17 protein-coding genes and 1 pseudogene are annotated in these 19,510 nt (G+C 55.6%); 5 read left to right on the plus strand and 13 right to left on the minus strand.

Annotation, left to right across the window (positions count from 1 at the left end; all coding sequences use genetic code 11):
- On the plus strand, nt 1-767 hold a 767-nt coding region (purT, locus tag JO226_RS13360), incomplete at its 5' end, for a formate-dependent phosphoribosylglycinamide formyltransferase (protein WP_293592896.1).
- Nucleotides 768-819: 52 nt separating this feature from the next.
- Here the strand turns inward: purT and JO226_RS13365 are convergent.
- The 3 genes from JO226_RS13365 to zwf all read right to left on the minus strand — a co-directional run bounded on the left by JO226_RS13365 (nt 820) and on the right by zwf (nt 5,017).
- Nucleotides 820-1,458 carry a bifunctional 4-hydroxy-2-oxoglutarate aldolase/2-dehydro-3-deoxy-phosphogluconate aldolase gene (locus JO226_RS13365; RefSeq protein ID WP_293592898.1) on the minus strand — a complete coding sequence of 213 codons (639 nt, stop codon included), beginning with the start codon at nt 1,456-1,458 and terminating at the stop codon, nt 820-822.
- A 39-nt stretch (nt 1,459-1,497) separates the two neighbouring features.
- On the minus strand, nt 1,498-3,309 hold the full coding sequence (gene edd, locus JO226_RS13370) for a phosphogluconate dehydratase (RefSeq protein WP_293592900.1): 1,812 nt from the start codon (nt 3,307-3,309) through the stop codon (nt 1,498-1,500).
- Between the two features lie 232 nt (nt 3,310-3,541).
- Nucleotides 3,542-5,017 (minus strand): glucose-6-phosphate dehydrogenase, encoded by a 1,476-nt coding sequence (gene zwf / locus JO226_RS13375; protein ID WP_293592902.1) that lies wholly within the window; start codon nt 5,015-5,017, stop codon nt 3,542-3,544.
- 324 nt (nt 5,018-5,341) lie between these two features.
- Between zwf and JO226_RS13380 the strand changes: the two are divergent.
- A pseudogene (locus JO226_RS13380) lies at nt 5,342-6,246 on the plus strand (MurR/RpiR family transcriptional regulator).
- 125 nt (nt 6,247-6,371) lie between these two features.
- Entirely contained in the window at nt 6,372-7,814 is a 1,443-nt protein-coding gene (pyk, locus tag JO226_RS13385) for a pyruvate kinase (RefSeq protein WP_293592904.1), read from the plus strand.
- Nucleotides 7,815-7,938: 124 nt separating this feature from the next.
- Here pyk and JO226_RS13390 read toward each other — a convergent pair whose 3' ends face one another.
- The 4 genes from JO226_RS13390 to znuA all read right to left on the minus strand — a co-directional run bounded on the left by JO226_RS13390 (nt 7,939) and on the right by znuA (nt 12,380).
- On the minus strand, nt 7,939-8,817 hold the full coding sequence (locus tag JO226_RS13390) for a hypothetical protein (RefSeq protein ID WP_293592906.1): 879 nt from the start codon (nt 8,815-8,817) through the stop codon (nt 7,939-7,941).
- Nucleotides 8,818-9,014: 197 nt separating this feature from the next.
- Nucleotides 9,015-9,986 carry a lauroyl-Kdo(2)-lipid IV(A) myristoyltransferase gene (gene lpxM / locus JO226_RS13395; RefSeq protein WP_293592908.1) on the minus strand — a complete coding sequence of 324 codons (972 nt, stop codon included), beginning with the start codon at nt 9,984-9,986 and terminating at the stop codon, nt 9,015-9,017.
- 114 nt (nt 9,987-10,100) lie between these two features.
- Nucleotides 10,101-11,420 carry a murein DD-endopeptidase MepM gene (gene mepM, locus JO226_RS13400; RefSeq protein ID WP_293592910.1) on the minus strand — a complete coding sequence of 440 codons (1,320 nt, stop codon included), beginning with the start codon at nt 11,418-11,420 and terminating at the stop codon, nt 10,101-10,103.
- Between the two features lie 15 nt (nt 11,421-11,435).
- A complete protein-coding gene (gene znuA / locus JO226_RS13405) occupies nt 11,436-12,380 on the minus strand; it encodes a zinc ABC transporter substrate-binding protein ZnuA (RefSeq protein WP_293592912.1) in 945 nt (314 codons plus the stop codon).
- A gap of 77 nt (nt 12,381-12,457) precedes the next feature.
- Between znuA and znuC the strand changes: the two genes are divergently transcribed.
- Both znuC and znuB read left to right on the plus strand, forming a co-directional pair.
- Nucleotides 12,458-13,213, plus strand: a complete 756-nt coding sequence (znuC, locus tag JO226_RS13410; RefSeq protein WP_293592914.1) for a zinc ABC transporter ATP-binding protein ZnuC — start codon at nt 12,458-12,460, stop codon at nt 13,211-13,213.
- Nucleotides 13,210-13,995 carry a zinc ABC transporter permease subunit ZnuB gene (znuB, locus tag JO226_RS13415; protein ID WP_293592916.1) on the plus strand — a complete coding sequence of 262 codons (786 nt, stop codon included), beginning with the start codon at nt 13,210-13,212 and terminating at the stop codon, nt 13,993-13,995. Before znuC ends, znuB begins: the two co-directional genes overlap by 4 nt.
- On the opposite strand, the gene ruvB is transcribed toward znuB, so the two are convergent.
- From ruvB to aspS, 6 genes are all read right to left on the minus strand, one after another.
- Nucleotides 13,996-15,006: a Holliday junction branch migration DNA helicase RuvB gene (gene ruvB / locus JO226_RS13420; protein WP_293592918.1), complete on the minus strand. Its 1,011-nt coding sequence runs from the start codon at nt 15,004-15,006 to the stop codon at nt 13,996-13,998.
- An 8-nt stretch (nt 15,007-15,014) separates the two neighbouring features.
- Nucleotides 15,015-15,626: a Holliday junction branch migration protein RuvA gene (ruvA, locus tag JO226_RS13425; RefSeq protein WP_293592920.1), complete on the minus strand. Its 612-nt coding sequence runs from the start codon at nt 15,624-15,626 to the stop codon at nt 15,015-15,017.
- Between the two features lie 80 nt (nt 15,627-15,706).
- Nucleotides 15,707-16,228 (minus strand): crossover junction endodeoxyribonuclease RuvC, encoded by a 522-nt coding sequence (gene ruvC / locus JO226_RS13430; RefSeq protein ID WP_013365925.1) that lies wholly within the window; start codon nt 16,226-16,228, stop codon nt 15,707-15,709.
- Nucleotides 16,229-16,264: 36 nt separating this feature from the next.
- Entirely contained in the window at nt 16,265-17,005 is a 741-nt protein-coding gene (locus JO226_RS13435; protein WP_293592922.1) for a YebC/PmpR family DNA-binding transcriptional regulator, read from the minus strand.
- A gap of 27 nt (nt 17,006-17,032) precedes the next feature.
- On the minus strand, nt 17,033-17,476 hold the full coding sequence (nudB, locus tag JO226_RS13440; protein WP_293592924.1) for a dihydroneopterin triphosphate diphosphatase: 444 nt from the start codon (nt 17,474-17,476) through the stop codon (nt 17,033-17,035).
- Nucleotide 17,477: 1 nt separating this feature from the next.
- Nucleotides 17,478-19,250, minus strand: coding sequence for an aspartate--tRNA ligase (aspS, locus tag JO226_RS13445; RefSeq protein ID WP_293592926.1), 1,773 nt, complete (start codon nt 19,248-19,250; stop codon nt 17,478-17,480).
- Nucleotides 19,251-19,510: the final 260 nt, after the last annotated feature.

Consider the following 19,510-nt stretch of genomic DNA (forward strand, 5'->3'; position numbering starts at 1 on the left):
AAACCGCCTTTCGTGATGCGGTGGCCGTCATTGGCCTGCCCTGCATTGTCAAGCCGGTGATGAGTTCCTCCGGTAAAGGCCAACGTTTTATTCGCAATGAAGAACAGTTGGCCGAGGCCTGGCGCTATGCGCAACAAGGCGGGCGCGCGGGTGCCGGGCGTGTCATCGTCGAAGGCGTGGTGAAGTTTGATTTCGAAATCACCCTGCTGACCGTCAGCGCCGTGGATGGTGTTTATTTCTGCGCCCCGGTCGGGCATCGTCAGGAAGAGGGAGATTACCGTGAATCCTGGCAGCCGCAGCAGATGAGCGACCAGGCGCTGGCCCGCGCCCAGCAGATTGCCCGCGAGGTGGTACTGGCGCTCGGCGGTCATGGTCTGTTCGGCGTTGAGCTGTTCGTCTGCGGCGACGATGTCATCTTCAGCGAAGTCTCGCCGCGCCCGCATGACACCGGAATGGTCACCCTGATTTCACAGGACGTTTCCGAGTTTGCCCTGCACGTTCGCGCCTTTCTCGGCCTGCCGGTCGGCGCCATCCGCCAGTATGGCCCTTGCGCCTCAGCGGTGATCCTGCCTGAACTGACCAGCCAGAATCTGACATTCGGTAACGTAGAGGCGGCCGTTGGCGCAGGCGTTCAACTGCGTTTATTCGGTAAACCGGACATCGCCGGAACCCGGCGTCTGGGTGTGGCACTGGCGACAGCAGCGTCGGTAGATGCAGCGGTCACGCGCGCGAAAGCCGCGGCGGCATCCGTGGTCGTGAAAGGGTAAAAATGCGGTTTACCGGGCCTGCGGCATCCGCAGACCCGGTATGCGCTCAGGCTTACTTCGCGCCTTCTACCGCTTCACGCGCAAGCGTAGTGATGCGGTCATAGTCGCCAGCGTCCAGCGCGTCGTTCGGCACAAGCCAGGAACCGCCGATACACAGCACGCTATTGAGCGCCAGGTAGTCGCGGTAGTTCGCCGGAGAGATACCGCCCGTCGGGCAGAAGCGGATATGAGCGAATGGACCCGCAATCGCCTGCAGCGCTTTGACGCCGCCGTTCGCTTCCGCCGGGAAGAATTTAAACTCCTTCAGACCGTAATCCATACCCAGCATCAGCTCGGAAACCGTGCTGATCCCAGGAATCAGCGGAATGGTGCCTTCGGTTGCGGCTTTCAGCAGCGGCTCGGTCAGGCCCGGGCTGATGGCAAACTGCGCGCCCGCCTCGGTCACATCTTTCAGCTGCTGCACGTTGGTCACGGTACCTGCGCCCACAATAGCGTCCGGAACTTCGTTAGCGATAGCGCGGATCGCGTCCAGCGCGCAATCGGTACGCAGCGTCACTTCCAGAACGCGTACGCCGCCCGCCACCAGCGCTTTCGCCATCGGTACCGCGTGTTCGATTTTTTTCACTACGATAACCGGGACTACCGGGCCGTTGGTCAGGATTGCTTCTGCAGTTGTTTTCCAGTTTTTCATCAGAGTTTTTCTCTCGCCAGATCGATAAATCTTGTCGTATTAAAAGGTGATGCAGGTTGCGCCCTGCTCTGCGCCGGAGAGTTGCTCGCGCAGCGCGCCGAACAACTCGCGACCGGTTCCCGCCCGCGAACCGCGCAGGTCAGGAATATGCGACTCACGCGCCGCCAGTACCGCCTCGTCGACCAGCAGCGTCAGTTCCCCTGTCTGGCCGTTCACCCGAATAATGTCGCCGTCACGCACTTTCGCCAGCATTCCGCCATCGTAAGCTTCAGGCGTAACATGGATAGCTGAAGGCACTTTACCTGAAGCACCGGAAAGCCGTCCATCGGTAACTAATGCAATTTTGAAACGGCGGTCCAATAATACACCTAATGGTGGCATAAGTTTATGCAATTCTGGCATGCCGTTCGCTTTTGGTCCCTGATGGCGAACCACCACCACGCAGTCTTTGTCCAGTAAACCGGCGTCAAATGCAGGCAGAACGTCGTGCTGGCTTTCAAATACCACCGCGGGCGCCTCGATAATCTGGTTCTCTGTCGGTATAGCGGAAGTTTTCATCACTGCGCGCCCCAGATTACCGCTCAACACTTTGGTGCCGCCGTGATGGGAGAATGGCTTCTCCATGCTGGCAATCACGTCGGCATCCAGCGACGCCATCGCCCCTTCGCGCCAGTCCAGCTCGCCGTTGTTCAGCCACGGCTCCAGGGTATAACGGCTAAGGCCGTGCCCGGCGACGGTGTCGACATCCTCATGCAGCAGACCGCCTTTTCGCAGTTCACGCACCAGTACCGGTACGCCGCCCGCCGCCTGGAAGTGGTTAATGTCGGCCGGACCGTTCGGGTAAAGGCGCGCCAGCAGCGGCACCACGTCGGAAAGATCGGAGAAATCATCCCAGTTGATGATGATCCCCGCCGCCCGCGCCATCGCCACCAGGTGCATCGTGTGGTTGGTCGAACCGCCGGTCGCCAGCAGCGCCACGATACCGTTCACCACCACTTTTTCGTCGAACATTTTACCCAGCGGCATCCAGGTGTTGCCGTTGCCGGTCATACGGGTGACCTGACGCGACGCAGCCACGGTCAACGCCTCGCGCAGCGGCGCGTCCGGATGCACAAATGAGGAACCCGGAAGCTGCATGCCCATGAATTCCACCACCATCTGGTTGGTGTTGGCGGTTCCGTAGAAAGTGCAGGTGCCCGGCGCATGGTAGGAGGCTGCTTCCGACTCCAGCAGCGCCATCCGGTCGGCTTTGCCTTCGGCATACAGCTGGCGGATACGCACCTTTTCTTTATTCGGCAATCCGCTGGTCATGGGGCCTGACGGAATGAAAATAGACGGCAGATGACCAAACGACAGCGCCGCCATGGTTAGCCCCGGGACGATTTTATCGCACACCCCGAGATACAACGCGCCATCGAACATGTTGTGAGACAGCCCGACGGCCGCTGACATCGCAATGATCTCCCGGCTGAGCAGGGAGAGCTCCATCCCGTCCTGCCCCTGGGTGACGCCGTCACACATAGCGGGCACACCGCCCGCCACCTGACCGACTGCGTTCACACTGTGCAGCGCTTTGCGGATGATGTCCGGATAATATTCATAGGGTTGATGCGCTGAGAGCATATCGTTGTAGGAGGTGATGATCGCGATATTGTTACGCAGCATGCTTTTCAACGATGCTTTGTCGTCCGGCTGACAAGCGGCAAATCCATGCGCCAGGTTGCCGCAGGCGAGATGGGACCGCTGCACCGTATCTGATTTCGCCTGGGTAATCCGCGCAAGGTATGCGCTTCGGGTCTTTCGTGAGCGTTCAATAATGCGTTTTGTTACGCGTAACATTGTCGGATTCATAAATGCTCCTCAAATTTAGGCTGTCCGGGCCACAGCATTAACAAGGGCTAAAGCAGTGTTTAACAATGCAGAAACCTATGAATACTGGAGCTCAGGGGCAAACTTCTTCCGGCAGTGTAATAAAAAAAGCCTCGCGGGTGAATCCTCGCGAGGCTTAAAAGCGTACATTTTGAACGAAAGCTGTGTTAGATCATGTTACCGGTAAAATACCCTGTCAGGGGTAGCGGCAACCTTACTCAAACTCATTCCAGGAGCGGCCGTCGCGGGTGATCATCGCCACAGACGCAACCGGCCCCCAGGTGCCTGCCTGATAAGGCTTCGGCGCATCCTGATCGGCAGCCCACGCGCCGGTGATGGAGTCCACCCATTTCCAGGCCTCTTCTACCTCGTCACGACGCACGAACAGCGCCTGGATGCCGCGCATGGTTTCCAGCAGCAGTCGCTCATAGGCATCAGCCAGATGCGTTTCGTTGAAGGTTTCGGAGTAGCTCAGATCCAGCTTGGTGGTCTGCAGATTGTGCTTATGATCAAGACCCGGCACTTTATTAAGAACCTGGATATCCACGCCCTCGTCCGGCTGCAGACGGATAGTCAGCTTGTTCTGCGGCAGTTCTTGCCAGGATTCTTTGAACAGATTCAGTTCCGGGTTCTTGAAGTAGACCACCACCTCAGAGCACTTGGTCGGCAGACGTTTACCGGTACGCAAGTAGAACGGCACGCCCGCCCAGCGCCAGTTATCAATGTCAACGCGAATCGCCACGAAGGTCTCGGTGTTGCTCTGCTTGTTAGCGCCCTCTTCTTCCAGATAGCCCGGCACTTTTTTGCCCTGGGCGAAACCGGCAGTGTACTGGCCGCGCACGGTCTTCTCACGCACGTTTGAGCGGTCGATACGACGCAGGGATTTCAGCACCTTCACTTTCTCATCGCGGATGCTGTCAGCGCTCAAATCAGACGGCGGCGACATCGCAATCATGCAGAGGATCTGCAACAGGTGGTTCTGAATCATGTCGCGCATCTGGCCGGCCTGGTCAAAATAGCCCCAACGACCTTCGATGCCCACTTCTTCAGCGACAGTGATTTCCACGTGATCGATGGTTTTGTTATCCCAGTTATTCACGAACAGAGAGTTAGCAAAACGCAGCGCCAGCAGGTTGAGCACCGTCTCTTTCCCCAGGTAGTGGTCGATACGGTACACCTGGCACTCTTCGAAATACTGGCCGACCTGGTCGTTGATTTCGCGGGAGGTCTCAAGTGACGTTCCCAGCGGTTTTTCCATGACGACGCGCGCCGGTTTCTTGTTCAGCTTCGCTTCACCGAGACCTTTGCAGATAGCGCCAAAGGTGCTTGGCGGCATGGCGAAGTAGTTAATGGTGACGTGTTCTTTCTGGTCAAGCATCTTGCCAAGGCGGGTAAACGCTTTGGTGTCGTTGACGTCGAGATTGCAGAAATCCAGACGACCGCTCAGGGCATCCCACAGGCCTTCATCGATTTTTTCCTTCATGAAGGTTTCCAGCGCTTCACGAACGACTTTGGTATAGGTCTCTTTATCCCAGTCGGCGCGACCGACCCCCAGGATACGGGTATCCGGATGCAGCTGTCCGGCTTTCTCCAGTTGGTACAGGGAAGGCAACAGTTTACGACGCGCCAGGTCGCCCTTCGCGCCGAAAATGACCAGGTCACATGCCTGGGCCGTTTGCGTTACCGCCATGTCATTCTCCTCAGTTGGATTGCCCGGTACTTCAGCCAGGCGCTTACTTGTAATTTTCTTACAGTGCACTGTACTGTGTTTACGTAATTACCGAAACTCTGATTCACCAGTATACGGGCTTTAAAGGCACCGCAGGGGAAAAAAACCGGTTCATCACGGTGGCAACGGTTTAATTTTGTGGGTTATTTCGTCCGCGTCGTCGGTACTAAAACACGACTCTGATCATGTAATGAAAAAAAACAACATTTTTTGCTGCCTTTCCTCACCCTTGTGCGGCGCCCAGGGGTATATTCTTGCTAAAACGCACAACGATTTCACCCATTAATGAAATCGTTTCAATTGATGAGCGCTTGCTACTAATGAACATGCTGGAAAAAATCCAGTCACGACTGGAAAACCTTAGCAAATCCGAGCGTAAAGTGGCGGAAGTGATTCTGTCCTCACCCTCCCAGGCCATTCACTCAAGCATTGCCGCGTTAGCGCTGGAGGCAGGCGTCAGCGAGCCTACCGTCAACCGCTTCTGTCGGAGCCTGGAAACGCGCGGCTTCCCTGATTTCAAACTGCACCTCGCCCAGAGCCTCGCCAACGGTACGCCGTATGTGAACCGCAACGTTGATGAAGACGACAGCGTCGAAGCCTACACGGGGAAAATTTTCGAATCGGCGATGGCGAGCCTCGATCACGTTCGCCAGTCGCTGGATATGGCCGCCGTCAACCGCGCCGTCGACCTGCTGACGCAGGCAAAAAAGATTGCCTTCTTCGGCCTCGGCTCTTCGGCTGCCGTGGCGCATGACGCCATGAATAAGTTTTTCCGGTTTAACGTTCCGGTGGTGTACTCCGATGACATCGTTTTGCAACGCATGAGCTGTATGAATTGCAACGATGATGATGTGGTGGTGCTTATCTCCCATACCGGGCGGACCAAAAGCCTGGTTGAGCTGGCGCAGCTGGCCCGCGAGAACGACGCGATGGTTATCGCCCTCACCTCTGCCGGTACGCCGCTTGCGCGTGAGGCGACGCTTGCCATTAACCTGGATGTTCCGGAAGATACTGACATTTATATGCCCATGGTGTCTCGTCTGGCGCAGTTAACCGTGATCGACGTCCTGGCAACGGGTTTTACCCTGCGCCGGGGAGCAAAATTCAGGGATAACTTGAAGCGGGTCAAGGAAGCATTGAAGGAATCGCGTTTTGATAAGGAATTGCTGATACGCAGCGATAATCATTAAAATTTGATAACAAGCTTGTAACTTATTTATACATTCGGCTAAGTTCCTGCATACTTCTTTCTATGTGGAACGTCCGTATCCATATTCACGCAACACCAAAGTTGTTTCAGTCAACGGAGTATTACATGTCCAGAAGGCTTCGCAGAACCAAAATCGTCACCACGTTAGGCCCGGCTACTGACCGCGATAACAACCTGGAAAAAGTTATTGCGGCTGGCGCTAACGTTGTGCGCATGAACTTCTCTCACGGCACCCCTGAAGATCATAAGCTTCGTGCAGATAAAGTCCGTGAGATTGCGGCAAAACTGGGGCGTCATGTTGCAATCCTTGGTGATTTACAAGGACCAAAGATCCGCGTTTCAACGTTTAAAGAAGGCAAAGTCTTCCTGAATATCGGCGATAAATTCCTGCTGGATGCCAACCTGGGTAAAGGTGAAGGCGACAAAGAGCAGGTTGGCATCGACTATAAAGGCCTGCCGGATGACGTCGTGCCCGGCGATATTCTGCTGCTCGACGACGGTCGCGTGCAGCTGAAAGTCCTGCAGGTGCAGGATATGAAAGTCTTTACTGAAGTGACCGTTGGCGGCCCGCTGTCTAACAACAAAGGTATCAACAAGCTGGGCGGCGGTCTTTCTGCCGAAGCGCTGACAGATAAGGACAAAGCAGACATCAAAACGGCCGCGCTTATCGGCGTCGACTACCTGGCCGTCTCCTTCCCGCGCAACGGCGAAGACCTCAACTACGCTCGCCGCCTGGCGCGCGATGCTGGCTGTGATGCCAAGATCGTTGCGAAGGTGGAGCGTGCGGAAGCCGTCTGCAGCCAGGACGCAATGGATGATATCATCCTTGCTTCCGACGTGGTGATGGTGGCGCGTGGCGATCTCGGCGTCGAAATCGGCGACCCGGAGCTGGTCGGTATCCAGAAAGCGCTGATCCGTCGCGCCCGTCAGCTGAACCGTGCGGTGATCACCGCCACCCAGATGATGGAATCGATGATAACCAACCCGATGCCGACCCGTGCGGAAGTCATGGACGTTGCAAACGCCGTGCTGGACGGTACCGATGCCGTGATGCTGTCTGCGGAAACCGCCGCCGGTCAGTATCCGTCAGAGACCGTAGCCGCAATGGCGCGCGTCTGCCTTGGCGCGGAGAAGATCCCCAGCATCAACGTCTCTAAACACCGTCTGGACGTGCAGTTCGACAACGTGGAAGAAGCTATCGCGATGTCCGCCATGTACGCGGCCAACCACCTCAAGGGCGTCACGGCTATTATCAGCATGACCGAGTCTGGTCGCACCGCGCTGATGACTTCGCGCATTAGCTCCGGCCTGCCGATTTTCGCCATGTCCCGTCATGAGCGTACACTGAACCTGACATCCCTGTACCGCGGCGTTACGCCGGTGCACTTTGACAGCCCGTGTGACGGCGTTGCCGCTGCGCAGGCCGCCGTCAACCTGCTGCGCGATAAAGGTTATCTGGTTTCCGGCGACCTGGTTATCGTGACCCAGGGCGATGTGATGAGCACCGTCGGCTCCACTAACACCACGCGAATCCTGACCGTCGAATAATTTCGCCGCTGAGCGATTCCGTCGTTATGTAAAAATCCGGAAATGGTCATCCATTTTCGGATTTTTTATGCATACACGTTGGGTTGGTGTACCCTTTTAGTATTTATTTAAACTGAATATCACCTTACTTATAAAGCTTGTAAAGCCCTGATCTCATTAAATCACGGACATTTACACTATATTCTGGACTCTGAGAACCAAGAGATTCGCTAAGTTTTTTTATGCATGACACATATTCTGATTTGAGATCATTGGGAATATACTTATGGCCACCCTTTATATAATCATGCACTATATCTACTTTCGTCTTATGAGCTATATTATCTAAGTCTGAATACTTAAAAACCAGCCCAAAATCAACGGGAACCACATCACCATTTTCAAGTTTTAAAAAATTATCTGGAGTTGCATCTCCTATCATAAAGCCTTTGTTATATAGGTCAACGACACCTTTTAAAGTGTCTGAACGATCGGATTTACCCCCATCTATAAAAGGCATTTTCATACCAGAATTAATTATAAACGCAACTTCTTTTCCATTGTATTCATTGCACATTTTTACTTCATGTGAACTCTTACTTAAATTCTGAATAGTTGTTTTTTTGACTACGAAGTCATCCACTTTGTAGACTTTCCCTTTTGAGCCTTCGCCGATCACCTGACCTTCTCTACCAGTATCAACATCTTTTCCCAGCAAGTTACTGGCATTTCTAATCCAAGTATTTACTTGCTCAGTCATAAATCGATTACTTTCAATCCCTCTTATACCCCTAAGATGAGAAATTAATTCTGGCACCCCAGTGCGGTTCATTATTTTACTGTGATGAGCACTACTGAATATGCTTTCAGATACACCAGTTTTTAAATTAAACTGGGAATTAGCAATGCTTTTGATTTTATTAAGTGACTTTTGTGATAACGATTCATTGTTTGATTTTTTTTCAATAGCACTCTGTATGTTATCTAAACGGACATTTATCCTTTCTCTGGAAACGCCAAGCATAGCAACCCCTTGATAGTAGTTAAAATAGTAGCAATTGCTATGATAGAATCATGATTCATTTTTTCTTTCAAAAAATGACTATAACGTATATTTAGATCTCAGACGTTGGCGCGACTTTCTGCAAAGAGAAAAAAGCATAATATGGAGTACCCGTCAGTCAGTTAACTGACTGACGGGTACTCCATACTGGGGGTTTTTTATTTCTTAGGAAACAGATCTTTACGTCTGTAGGGCTCTTTTTCACCCGGTTTGCGGGTCTTCAGCAGTTTCAGTATCCAGGTGTACTGTTCCGGATGCGGCCCAACGAAAATCTCCACCTCTTCGTTCATTCGCCGGGCGATGGTGTTGTCGTCTGCGGTCAGCAGGTCATCCATCGGCGGGCGTACTTCCACCGTCAGGCGATGCGTTTTACCGTTATAAACCGGAAACAGCGGCACCACCCGCGCACGACAGACCTTCATCAGACGGCCAACCGCGGGCAGCGTAGCTTTATAGGTCGCGAAGAAATCGACAAACTCGCTGTGCTCCTCGCCATGATCCTGATCCGGCAGATAGTAGCCCCAGTAGCCCTGACGCACAGACTGAATAAACGGTTTGATGCCGTCATTGCGCGCGTGCATACGACCGCCAAAACGGCGACGCACCGTGTTCCAGACATAATCGAAGACCGGGTTGCCCTGATTATGGAACATCGCCGCCATCTTCTGGCCTTCCGACGCCATCAGCATCGCCGGAATATCCACTCCCCAGCCGTGGGGCACCAGGAAAATCACCTTCTCGTTGTTACGGCGCATGTCATCAATAATGTCCTTACCCTGCCAGTCGACGCGGGAGAGGATTTTTTTCGGATCGCGCAGGCCGAGTTCAGCCATCATCACCATCGCCTGCGGCGCGGTGGCAAACATGTCATCAATCATCGCCTCCCGCTCCTGCTCGCTCTTTTCCGGGAAACAGTACAGCAAATTGATCTGCGCGCGACGGCGAGCGCTGCGGGCAAACTTCCCCGTCAGACGGCCCAGGGCGTCGAGGATTGGGTCGCGAAAAGAAGGCGGGGTTAGCGCAATAGCGGCAAACGCGAAGACGCCAAACCAGGATCCCCAATAACGTGGGTGTAAAAAAGATTTCTCGAACTGAGGAATAAACTCAATGTTATTTTTTTTCGTTTCCATGCCGGTTCCAGAGTCGTACCAGGAATAAATATTGAGATAGTGTAGCGAGGCTGGAAGCATCGCACAAAAGAAAAAGCCGGCACCCGTCGGGCGCCGGCCTTGCATGAACAGCAATTAATCAATCTGCAGCTGCGGAACGACGTCTTTCACCTGCGCCAGGTAATCGCGGCGATCGGAACCTGTCAGACCTTCGGTACGCGGCAGTTTCGCCGTCAGCGGGTTCACCGCTTGCTGGTTGATCCAGACTTCATAATGCAGATGCGGACCGGTAGAACGGCCGGTATTTCCTGACAGGGCGATACGGTCGCCGCGCTTCACCTTCTGTCCAGGCTTAACCAGCAGCTTACGCAGATGCATATAGCGCGTGGTGTAGGTGCGGCCATGACGGAGCGCCACATAGTAACCTGCGGCGCCACTACGTTTCGCCACCACAACTTCGCCATCGCCCACCGCCAGCACTGGCGTACCCTGCGGCATTGAGAAATCAACGCCGCGATGCGGCGCGACGCGGCCCGTCACCGGATTCAGGCGACGCGGGTTAAAGTTTGACGATACGCGGAACTGACGCGAGGTCGGGAAGCGCAGGAAGCCCTTCGCCAGCCCCGTGCCGTTGCGGTCATAAAACTTGCCATCTTCGGCGCGAATCGCGTAATAGTCTTTACCATCGGAACGCAGACGCACACCCAGCAACTGGCTCTGCTCGCGCTTGCCTTCCAGCATTTCGCGGGACATCAGCACTGAGAACTCGTCGCCTTTTTTCAGCTTGCGGAAGTCCATCTGCCACTGCATGGCTTTGATAACCGCGCTAATTTCGGCGCTGGTCAACCCGGCGTCGCGGGCACTGGAGACAAAGCTCGCGCCAACGGTGCCTTTCAACACGTTGTTCACCCAGTCGCCCTGTTGCATTTCGCTGCTCATCCTGAAGCCATTAGCAGTGCGATCGTAGATACGCGTTTCGCGACGGGACATCTCCCAGGTCAACTGCTGCAGATCGCCATCGGCATTGAGCGACCACGACAGTTGCTGGCCGATTTTCAGGTTGCGCAGGTCTTTATCCGCCGCGGAAAGCTGGCTGATGTCGCCCATGTCGATACCATACTGGTTCAGCACGCTGCTGAGGGTATCGCCTGTCGATACGACGTACTCATGCACGCCCGCATCGCCATCGGCTTTATCATCCAGTTCATCCTGGGGAATGGCTTCTTCTTCCTGCGGTGCCTGATCGATAGGCTCGCTGGCCTCAGGCAGCAGTGAACGAATTTCGCTTTTTTCCAGCTCGATCGTTCTGACGATCGGTGCGGTATTGGGGTGATAAACGTAGGGTCGCCAGACGGCGACCGCTAAGGTGAGAACGGTCAACGACCCCAGCAAAACGCGGTGAGGTCGCGGCAAATTGTTAAATGCCAGAGCGACAGAGCGGGCTATCTGTTGCACGTATTCACTTCCTCATTAATCTCCTTTCAGGCAGCTCGCATACTGGTTCGCCAGTTGGGTAAGAAACGCAGCGTAGCTCGTTTTACTTACCGGGATGCCAATGCCAAGCGGATCCAGCGTTCCCATACGAACGGAGGTCCCACGGGCAACCGCTTCCACCACTGCCGGCCTGAATTGTGGCTCAGCAAAAACGCAGGTCGCTTTTTGCTCAACCAACTGTGTTCTTATTTCGTGTAAACGCTGCGCACCAGGCTGAATTTCCGGGTTGACGGTAAAATGGCCCAACGAGGTCAAACCGTAATGTTTTTCGTAGTAGCCATAGGCATCATGAAAAACGAAATACCCTTTATTTTTCAGCGGCGCCAGCTCGCTACCCACCTGCTTGTCGGTTGCGGCAAGTTGTGCCTCAAAATCCTTCAGGTTGGCGTCTAGTTTGGCTCGACTTTGCGGCATAAGTTCCACTAATTTATCGTGGATTGCAACCGCTGAGAGGCGCGCTATCTCTGGGGATAACCACAGATGCATGTTGTACTCGCCATGATGGTGATCTGCATCACTTTCTCCAGCGTGATCGTGGTCATGTTCATCGGCATGGTCGTCATCGTCCGCCCCTTTCATGAGCAGCGGTTTCACGCCGTCGAGCGTTGAAATCGTGACTTTTTTGTTCTCCGGGAACGCGCTGGTTGTCTTGTCCATAAATGCTTCCATTTCCGGACCAATCCATACCACTAAGTCGGCGTTTTGTAAGCGTTTTACATCCGATGGGCGCAGGGAATAGTCGTGCTCTGAGGCACCGTCAGGCAGCAGAACCTGCGTCTCTGTTACACCGTCTGCAATGGCGGCGGCAATGAATCCGACCGGTTTCAGCGAAGCGACAACAGCCGCCTGAGAAGGCGCCGCGGCGACTCCCCACAGGGCAGCCGATACGGCTGCGCAAAGAAGCGTATTTTTATGTAACATAATGCGTCATTTAATCGTAACGGATGAGGTGAGTGTGATATTATAACATTCAATCGTTAGTGCAAGCCTAAATTCTCATGACCAATCTTGTCACATTGGAAAACGTCTCGGTCAGCTTCGGTCAACGCCGCGTGCTGTCAGATGTTTCACTGGCTCTGAAGCCAGGTAAAATACTTACGCTTCTTGGCCCCAACGGCGCCGGGAAGTCGACGCTCGTTCGCGTAGTCCTCGGACTGGTCGCGCCTGGTGAGGGTGTTATCAGACGTGAAGGTAAACTGCGCATCGGCTATGTTCCGCAGAAATTACACCTTGATGCCACCATGCCGCTGACGGTAGGACGTTTTCTGCGCCTGCGTCCGGGAACGCGCAAGGATGATATTTTACCGGCGCTGAAACGCGTGCAGGCCGGGCATCTGCTGGAGGCGCCGATGCAGAAACTCTCCGGTGGGGAAACCCAGCGCGTGCTGCTGGCGCGCGCTTTACTCAACCAGCCGCAGTTGCTGGTGCTGGATGAGCCGACCCAGGGCGTTGATGTCAACGGCCAGGTCGCCCTTTATGATTTGATTGACCAGTTGCGTCAGGAACTTAACTGCGCGGTGTTGATGGTATCCCACGATCTGCATCTGGTAATGGCGAAAACCGACGAGGTGCTGTGCCTGAATCACCATATCTGCTGCTCCGGCACGCCGGAAGTGGTCTCCATGCATCCGGAATTTATCTCAATGTTCGGCCAGCGCGGCGCGCAGCAACTTGGCATTTATCGCCACCAGCATAACCACCGCCATGATTTACAAGGACGCATCGTACTGCGCCGGGGAAATGGTCACTCATGATTGAACTGCTTTTACCCGGCTGGCTTGCCGGGATCATGCTCGCCTGCGCCGCTGGGCCGCTGGGCTCGTTTGTCGTCTGGCGCCGGATGTCCTACTTTGGCGATACCCTCGCCCACGCCTCGCTGCTCGGCGTCGCCTTCGGTCTGCTGCTAAACGTGAACCCGTTTTATGCGGTCATCGTGGTGACGCTGATGCTGGCAGGCGGCCTGGTCTGGCTGGAGCGCCGTCCTCAACTGGCGGTGGATACGCTGCTGGGTATTATGGCCCACAGCGCGCTGTCGCTGGGTCTGGTGGTGGTCAGCCTGATGTCCAACGTGCGCGTCGATCTGATGGCCTATCTGTTTGGCGATCTGCTCGCAGTCACCCCTTCCGACCTTATCTCTATTGCCCTCGGCGTTATCGTGGTGGTGGCCATTCTACTCTGGCAGTGGCGCAACCTGCTGTCGATGACCATCAGCCCCGACCTGGCGTTTGTCGACGGCGTGAAGCTACAGCGCGTTAAGCTGCTGCTGATGCTGGTGACGGCATTGACCATCGGCGTGGCGATGAAGTTTGTCGGGGCGTTGATTATCACCTCGTTGCTGATCATCCCGGCGGCGACAGCGCGTCGGTTCGCCCGTACGCCGGAACAAATGGCCGGGATTGCGGTGGTGACGGGAATGATAGCGGTTACAGGCGGACTCACCTTCTCCGCCTTCTACGATACGCCCGCAGGCCCGTCGGTGGTGCTGTGCGCCGCCACGCTGTTTATTCTCAGCATGATGAAGAAAGCGGCGCAGTAGCTATGGCGTCTGCGGTGGGGTGATGCCGAAATGGTTCCACGCCCGCACCGTCGCCATACGCCCGCGCGGCGTGCGCTGCAGGAAGCCCTGCTGAATCAGGTAGGGCTCCAGCACATCCTCAATGGTTTCACGCTCTTCGCCGATAGCGGCGGCCAGGTTATCCAGCCCCACCGGCCCGCCGAAGAACTTATCGATCACCGCCAGCAGCAGTTTGCGATCCATATAGTCGAACCCTTCGGCATCAACATTGAGCATATCCAGCGCCTCAGCGGCAATATGGGCCGAGATGGTGCCGTCATGGCGTACTTCGGCGAAATCACGCACCCGGCGCAGCAGACGGTTGGCGATACGCGGTGTACCGCGCGCGCGGCGGGCCACTTCCAGGGCCCCCTCTTCGCTCATCTCAAGCCCCATATAACGTGCGCTGCGCCCGACGATATGCTGGAGATCCGCCACCTGGTAAAACTCCAGACGCTGCACGATGCCAAAACGGTCGCGCAACGGCGACGTCAGCGAACCGGCGCGCGTCGTGGCGCCAATCAGGGTAAACGGCGGCAGGTCAATTTTAATTGAGCGCGCGGCAGGCCCTTCGCCAATCATGATATCCAGTTGATAGTCTTCCATCGCCGGATACAACACTTCTTCCACCACCGGAGACAAGCGGTGAATTTCATCGATAAACAACACATCGTGCGGTTCGAGGTTAGTCAACATCGCCGCCAGGTCACCGGCCTTTTCCAGTACCGGTCCGGAAGTGGTGCGCAGATTGACGCCCATCTCGTTGGCGACAATATTCGCCAGTGTGGTTTTACCCAACCCCGGTGGGCCAAAGATAAGCAGGTGATCCAGCGCATCGCCGCGTAGCTTCGCCGCCTGAATGAAGATTTCCATCTGCGAGCGCACCTGCGGCTGGCCGATGTACTCCTCCAGCAGCTTCGGACGAATCGCGCGATCGGCTACCTCTTCTGCGCCGGAGCTGCCTGCGGAAATCAGGCGGTCTGCTTCAATCATCCCTTACCTCACAATGCGGCGCGGAGCGCTTCGCGAATTAGCGTTTCACTGTTGGCATCCGGACGGGCGATTTTGCTTATCATCCGGCTGGCTTCCTGTGGTTTATAGCCCAGCGCCACCAACGCGGCAACCGCTTCCTGCTCGGCATCATCCGCCGTCGGGCTCGCCGGGGAGGTCAGCACCAGGTCGGCCGCTGGCGTGAACAGATCGCCGTGCAGACCTTTAAAACGGTCCTTCATCTCGACAATCAGGCGCTCTGCGGTTTTTTTGCCGATGCCCGGCAATTTCACCAGCGCTGCCGGTTCTTCACGCTCAACCGCGTTGACGAACTGCGCCGCAGACATGCCGGAAAGAATCGCCAGCGCCAGCTTCGGTCCGACGCCGTTGGTTTTGATAAGCTCGCGGAACAGCGTACGCTCCTGCTTGTTGTTGAAGCCAAACAGCAGCTGGGCATCTTCGCGCACCACAAAGTGGGTGAAGATGATGGCCTCGTTGCCCTGGTCCGGCAGCTCGTAGAAACAGGTCATTGGCATATGGACTTCGTAGCCGACGCCGCCCGCCTCTAACAGTACCAGCGGGGGTTGTTTTTCCAGAATAATGCCTCTGAGTCTGCCGATCACATGACGCTCCTGCGTTAGGGTATGAATTCGAAAGTCATATCATAAAAAAAGGCTGGATAAACATCCAGCCTGATTTTGAATTAACGTAACCTGCCTCGCGCCAGGTTGAGCCGTGATTCGCTCACCTGCATCGCATTCTGGCTGACGTGACAGTGCGTAATGGCTATCGCCAGCGCATCCGCCGCATCGGCCTGAGGGTTGGCGGGGAGCTTCAGCAAGGTCCGCACCATATGCTGCACCTGGCTTTTCTCCGCGCTGCCGATGCCGACTACCGTCTGCTTTACCTGACGGGCGGCGTATTCAAACACCGGCAAATCCTGGTTTACCGCCGCGACGATAGCCACGCCGCGCGCCTGGCCGAGCTTCAGCGCCGAATCAGCGTTTTTCGCCATAAAGACCTGCTCAATGGCGAAGTAGTCGGGCTGGAACTGGGTGATTATCTCCGTCACGCCTGCATAAATAAGCTTCAGACGCGACGGCAAATCGTCGACTTTGGTACGAATGCAGCCGCTGCCAAGGTAGGTTAGCTGGCGCCCAACCTGACGGATGACGCCATAACCGGTGACGCGTGAGCCTGGGTCAATGCCGAGAATAATGGCCATCACGCGCTCCCGGTGGTGTTATGGTCAGCAACGCCATTACAGGGTTGCCGCAACCTCATCAGAGATTTCGCCGTTGTGATACACTTCCTGCACGTCGTCGCAGTCTTCGAGCATATCGATAAGACGCAGCAGCTTCGGCGCGGTATCCACATCCATATCCGCTTTGGTGGACGGGATCATTGAGACTTCAGCGTTGTCCGCCTTCAGACCCGCCGCATCCAGCGCATCACGTACCGCGCCCATCTCTTCCCAGGCGGTGTAAACGTCGATAGCGCCGTCATCAAAGGTCACGACGTCTTCCGCACCGGCTTCCAGCGCCGCTTCCATGATGGTGTCTTCATCGCCCGCTTCGAAGGAAATCACGCCTTTTTTGCTGAACAGATACGCCACGGAACCGTCGGTGCCGAGGTTGCCGCCGCATTTGCTGAACGCATGACGCACTTCGGCAACGGTACGGTTACGGTTGTCGGACAGGCATTCCACCATCACGGCGGTACCGCCAGGGCCGTAGCCTTCATAAATGATGGTTTCCATGTTCGCGTCATCATCACCGCCTACGCCGCGCGCAATCGCACGGTTCAGGGTGTCGCGCGTCATGTTGTTGGACAACGCTTTATCGATAGCCGCGCGCAGACGCGGGTTAGAGCCTGCATCACCGCCGCCCAGACGCGCAGCGGTAACCAGCTCGCGAATGATTTTGGTGAAAATTTTACCGCGCTTGGCATCCTGTGCCGCTTTGCGGTGTTTGGTGTTGGCCCATTTACTATGACCTGCCATAAAAATATCTCCAGTAAGCCGTCTTTCTCAGACGGTATGAATTACAAATTCTTCAATCGCCTGCCGGTTGCTCCACGACTTGGTGAGGCTGGCGGCTTCGCCTGCGTCCACCCAGCGGTACGCCAGATGTTCGCTTATCTCAACCTGCTGTTCATGGGGCAGCGCAAGACAGAACCACGATTCCGTATTGCGCTCCGTACCCGGCGCATAGCGATGACGTAAATGCGTAAAAATCTCAAACTCCACCGTGCGCTGACAGTCCACTAAGGTCAGTTGCTCACCGGCAACGTCAATGGCGACCTCTTCCTTTACTTCACGCGCGGCGGCCTGCGGTGCGGTTTCACCGGCTTCAAGACTGCCAGTCACTGACTGCCAGAACGCCGGATCGTCGCGCCGCTGCAACATCAGCACCCGTTTCGTATCTTGCGCAAAAATGACCACTAAAACCGAAACGGGGAGCTTAAACGTCATATCAGTTATTCTCTTCCTTCTTGACCACCTGAATGCCCAGCTCGGCGAGAGACGCCAGGTTAGCAAAGCTCGGCGCTTCGGTCATCAGACAGGCCGCTGCGGTGGTTTTCGGGAAGGCGATAACGTCACGAATGTTGTCGGTGCCGGTCAGCAGCATGGTCAGGCGATCCAGACCAAACGCCAGGCCTGCGTGCGGCGGCGTACCGTACTTCAGCGCGTCCAGCAGGAAACCGAACTTCTCACGCTGTTCCTGCTCGTTAATGCCAAGGATGCCAAAAACGGTCTGCTGCATGTCGCCACGGTGAATACGCACGGAACCGCCGCCCACTTCGTAGCCGTTGATCACCATGTCGTAAGCGTTGGCGACCGCCTCTTCCGGCGCTACCTTCAGCTCTGCCGCGGTCATGTCCTTCGGCGAGGTGAACGGGTGGTGCATCGCAGTCAGGCCGCCTTCGCCGTCTTCTTCGAACATCGGGAAGTCGATAACCCACAGCGGCGCCCATTTGCTGTCGTCGGTCAGGCCGAGGTCTTTACCGAGCTTGAGACGCAGCGCGCCCAGCGCGTCGGCAACCACTTTTTTGTTATCCGCGCCGAAGAAAATCATATCGCCATCCTGCGCGCCAGTGCGGGTCAGGATCTCTTCAACGATATCAGCGTTCAGGAACTTCGCCACCGGGCTGTTGATGCCGTCCAGGCCGTTCGCGCGCTCGTTGACCTTGATGTACGCAAGGCCTTTCGCGCCGTAGATCTTAATAAAGTTGCCGTAGTCGTCAATCTGCTTACGGCTAAGGCTGGCGCCGCCCGGAACGCGCAGTGCGGCAACACGGCCTTTCGGGTCGTTCGCCGGGCCTGCAAAGACCGCGAACTCCACGTTTTTCAGCAGATCGGCAACGTCCACCAGCTCCATCGGGTTACGCAGATCCGGTTTATCAGAGCCGTAACGGCGCTCAGCTTCGGCGAAGGTCATGATCGGGAAGTCGCCCAGATCCACGCCCTTAATTTCCAGCCACATCTGACGCACCATCGCTTCCATCACTTCACGCACCTGAGGCGCGGTCATGAAGGAGGTTTCCACATCGATCTGGGTAAATTCCGGCTGGCGATCAGCGCGCAGGTCTTCGTCGCGGAAGCATTTAACAATCTGGTAGTAACGGTCGAAACCGGACATCATCAGCAGCTGTTTGAACAGCTGCGGCGACTGCGGCAGCGCGTAGAATTTCCCCTTGTGCACACGGCTCGGCACCAGGTAGTCACGCGCGCCTTCCGGCGTCGCTTTGGTCAGCATCGGGGTTTCGATATCGAGGAAACCGTGGTCGTCCATGAAGCGGCGAACAAAGCTGGTAATTTTCGCACGGGTCTTCAGACGGTTCGCCATTTCCGGGCGACGCAGGTCAAGATAGCGGTACTTCAGACGCGCTTCTTCGGTGTTGACCTGGTTTGAGTCGAGCGGCAGCGGTTCCGCGCGGTTGATAATGGTCAGTTCGGTGGCGAAGACTTCCACCTCGCCGGTCGCCATATCGCGGTTTACGTTTTTCTCGTCGCGCGCACGTACGGTGCCGGTGACCTGAATGCAGAACTCATTACGCAGTTCGGAGGCCAGTTTAAACGCATCGACGCGATCCGGGTCGAAGAACACCTGAACGATACCTTCGCGGTCACGCATATCGATGAAGATAAGGCTGCCGAGATCACGACGGCGGTTGACCCAACCACACAAAGTCACCTGCTGCCCAACGTGGGACTGACGCAGTTGCCCGCAATATTCTGTACGCATGAGATATCCCTTAACTTAGCCGCAGGCCGAATTGTCGCCTGCCTTGCAGGCAATACTGTCGCAGCTTTAGCTGAATGTCACAACTGGATGAAAAAAGGCGGCTATTATACTGGAAATTCTGCCGCACGATAAGCCCGACGCGCATCGTACGCGCGATTGCTGTACGCTTGTTGCGCGCTCTCACAAAAATTAACAAAAATGTGCGCCCGGATGCATACATTCTCATCGTAAGGTGGCTTCTCTAACAGAGTGATTTAACG

Origin of the sequence: Pluralibacter sp. (assembly GCF_019237635.1) — a bacterium.
Lineage (GTDB): Bacteria > Pseudomonadota > Gammaproteobacteria > Enterobacterales > Enterobacteriaceae > Enterobacter_B.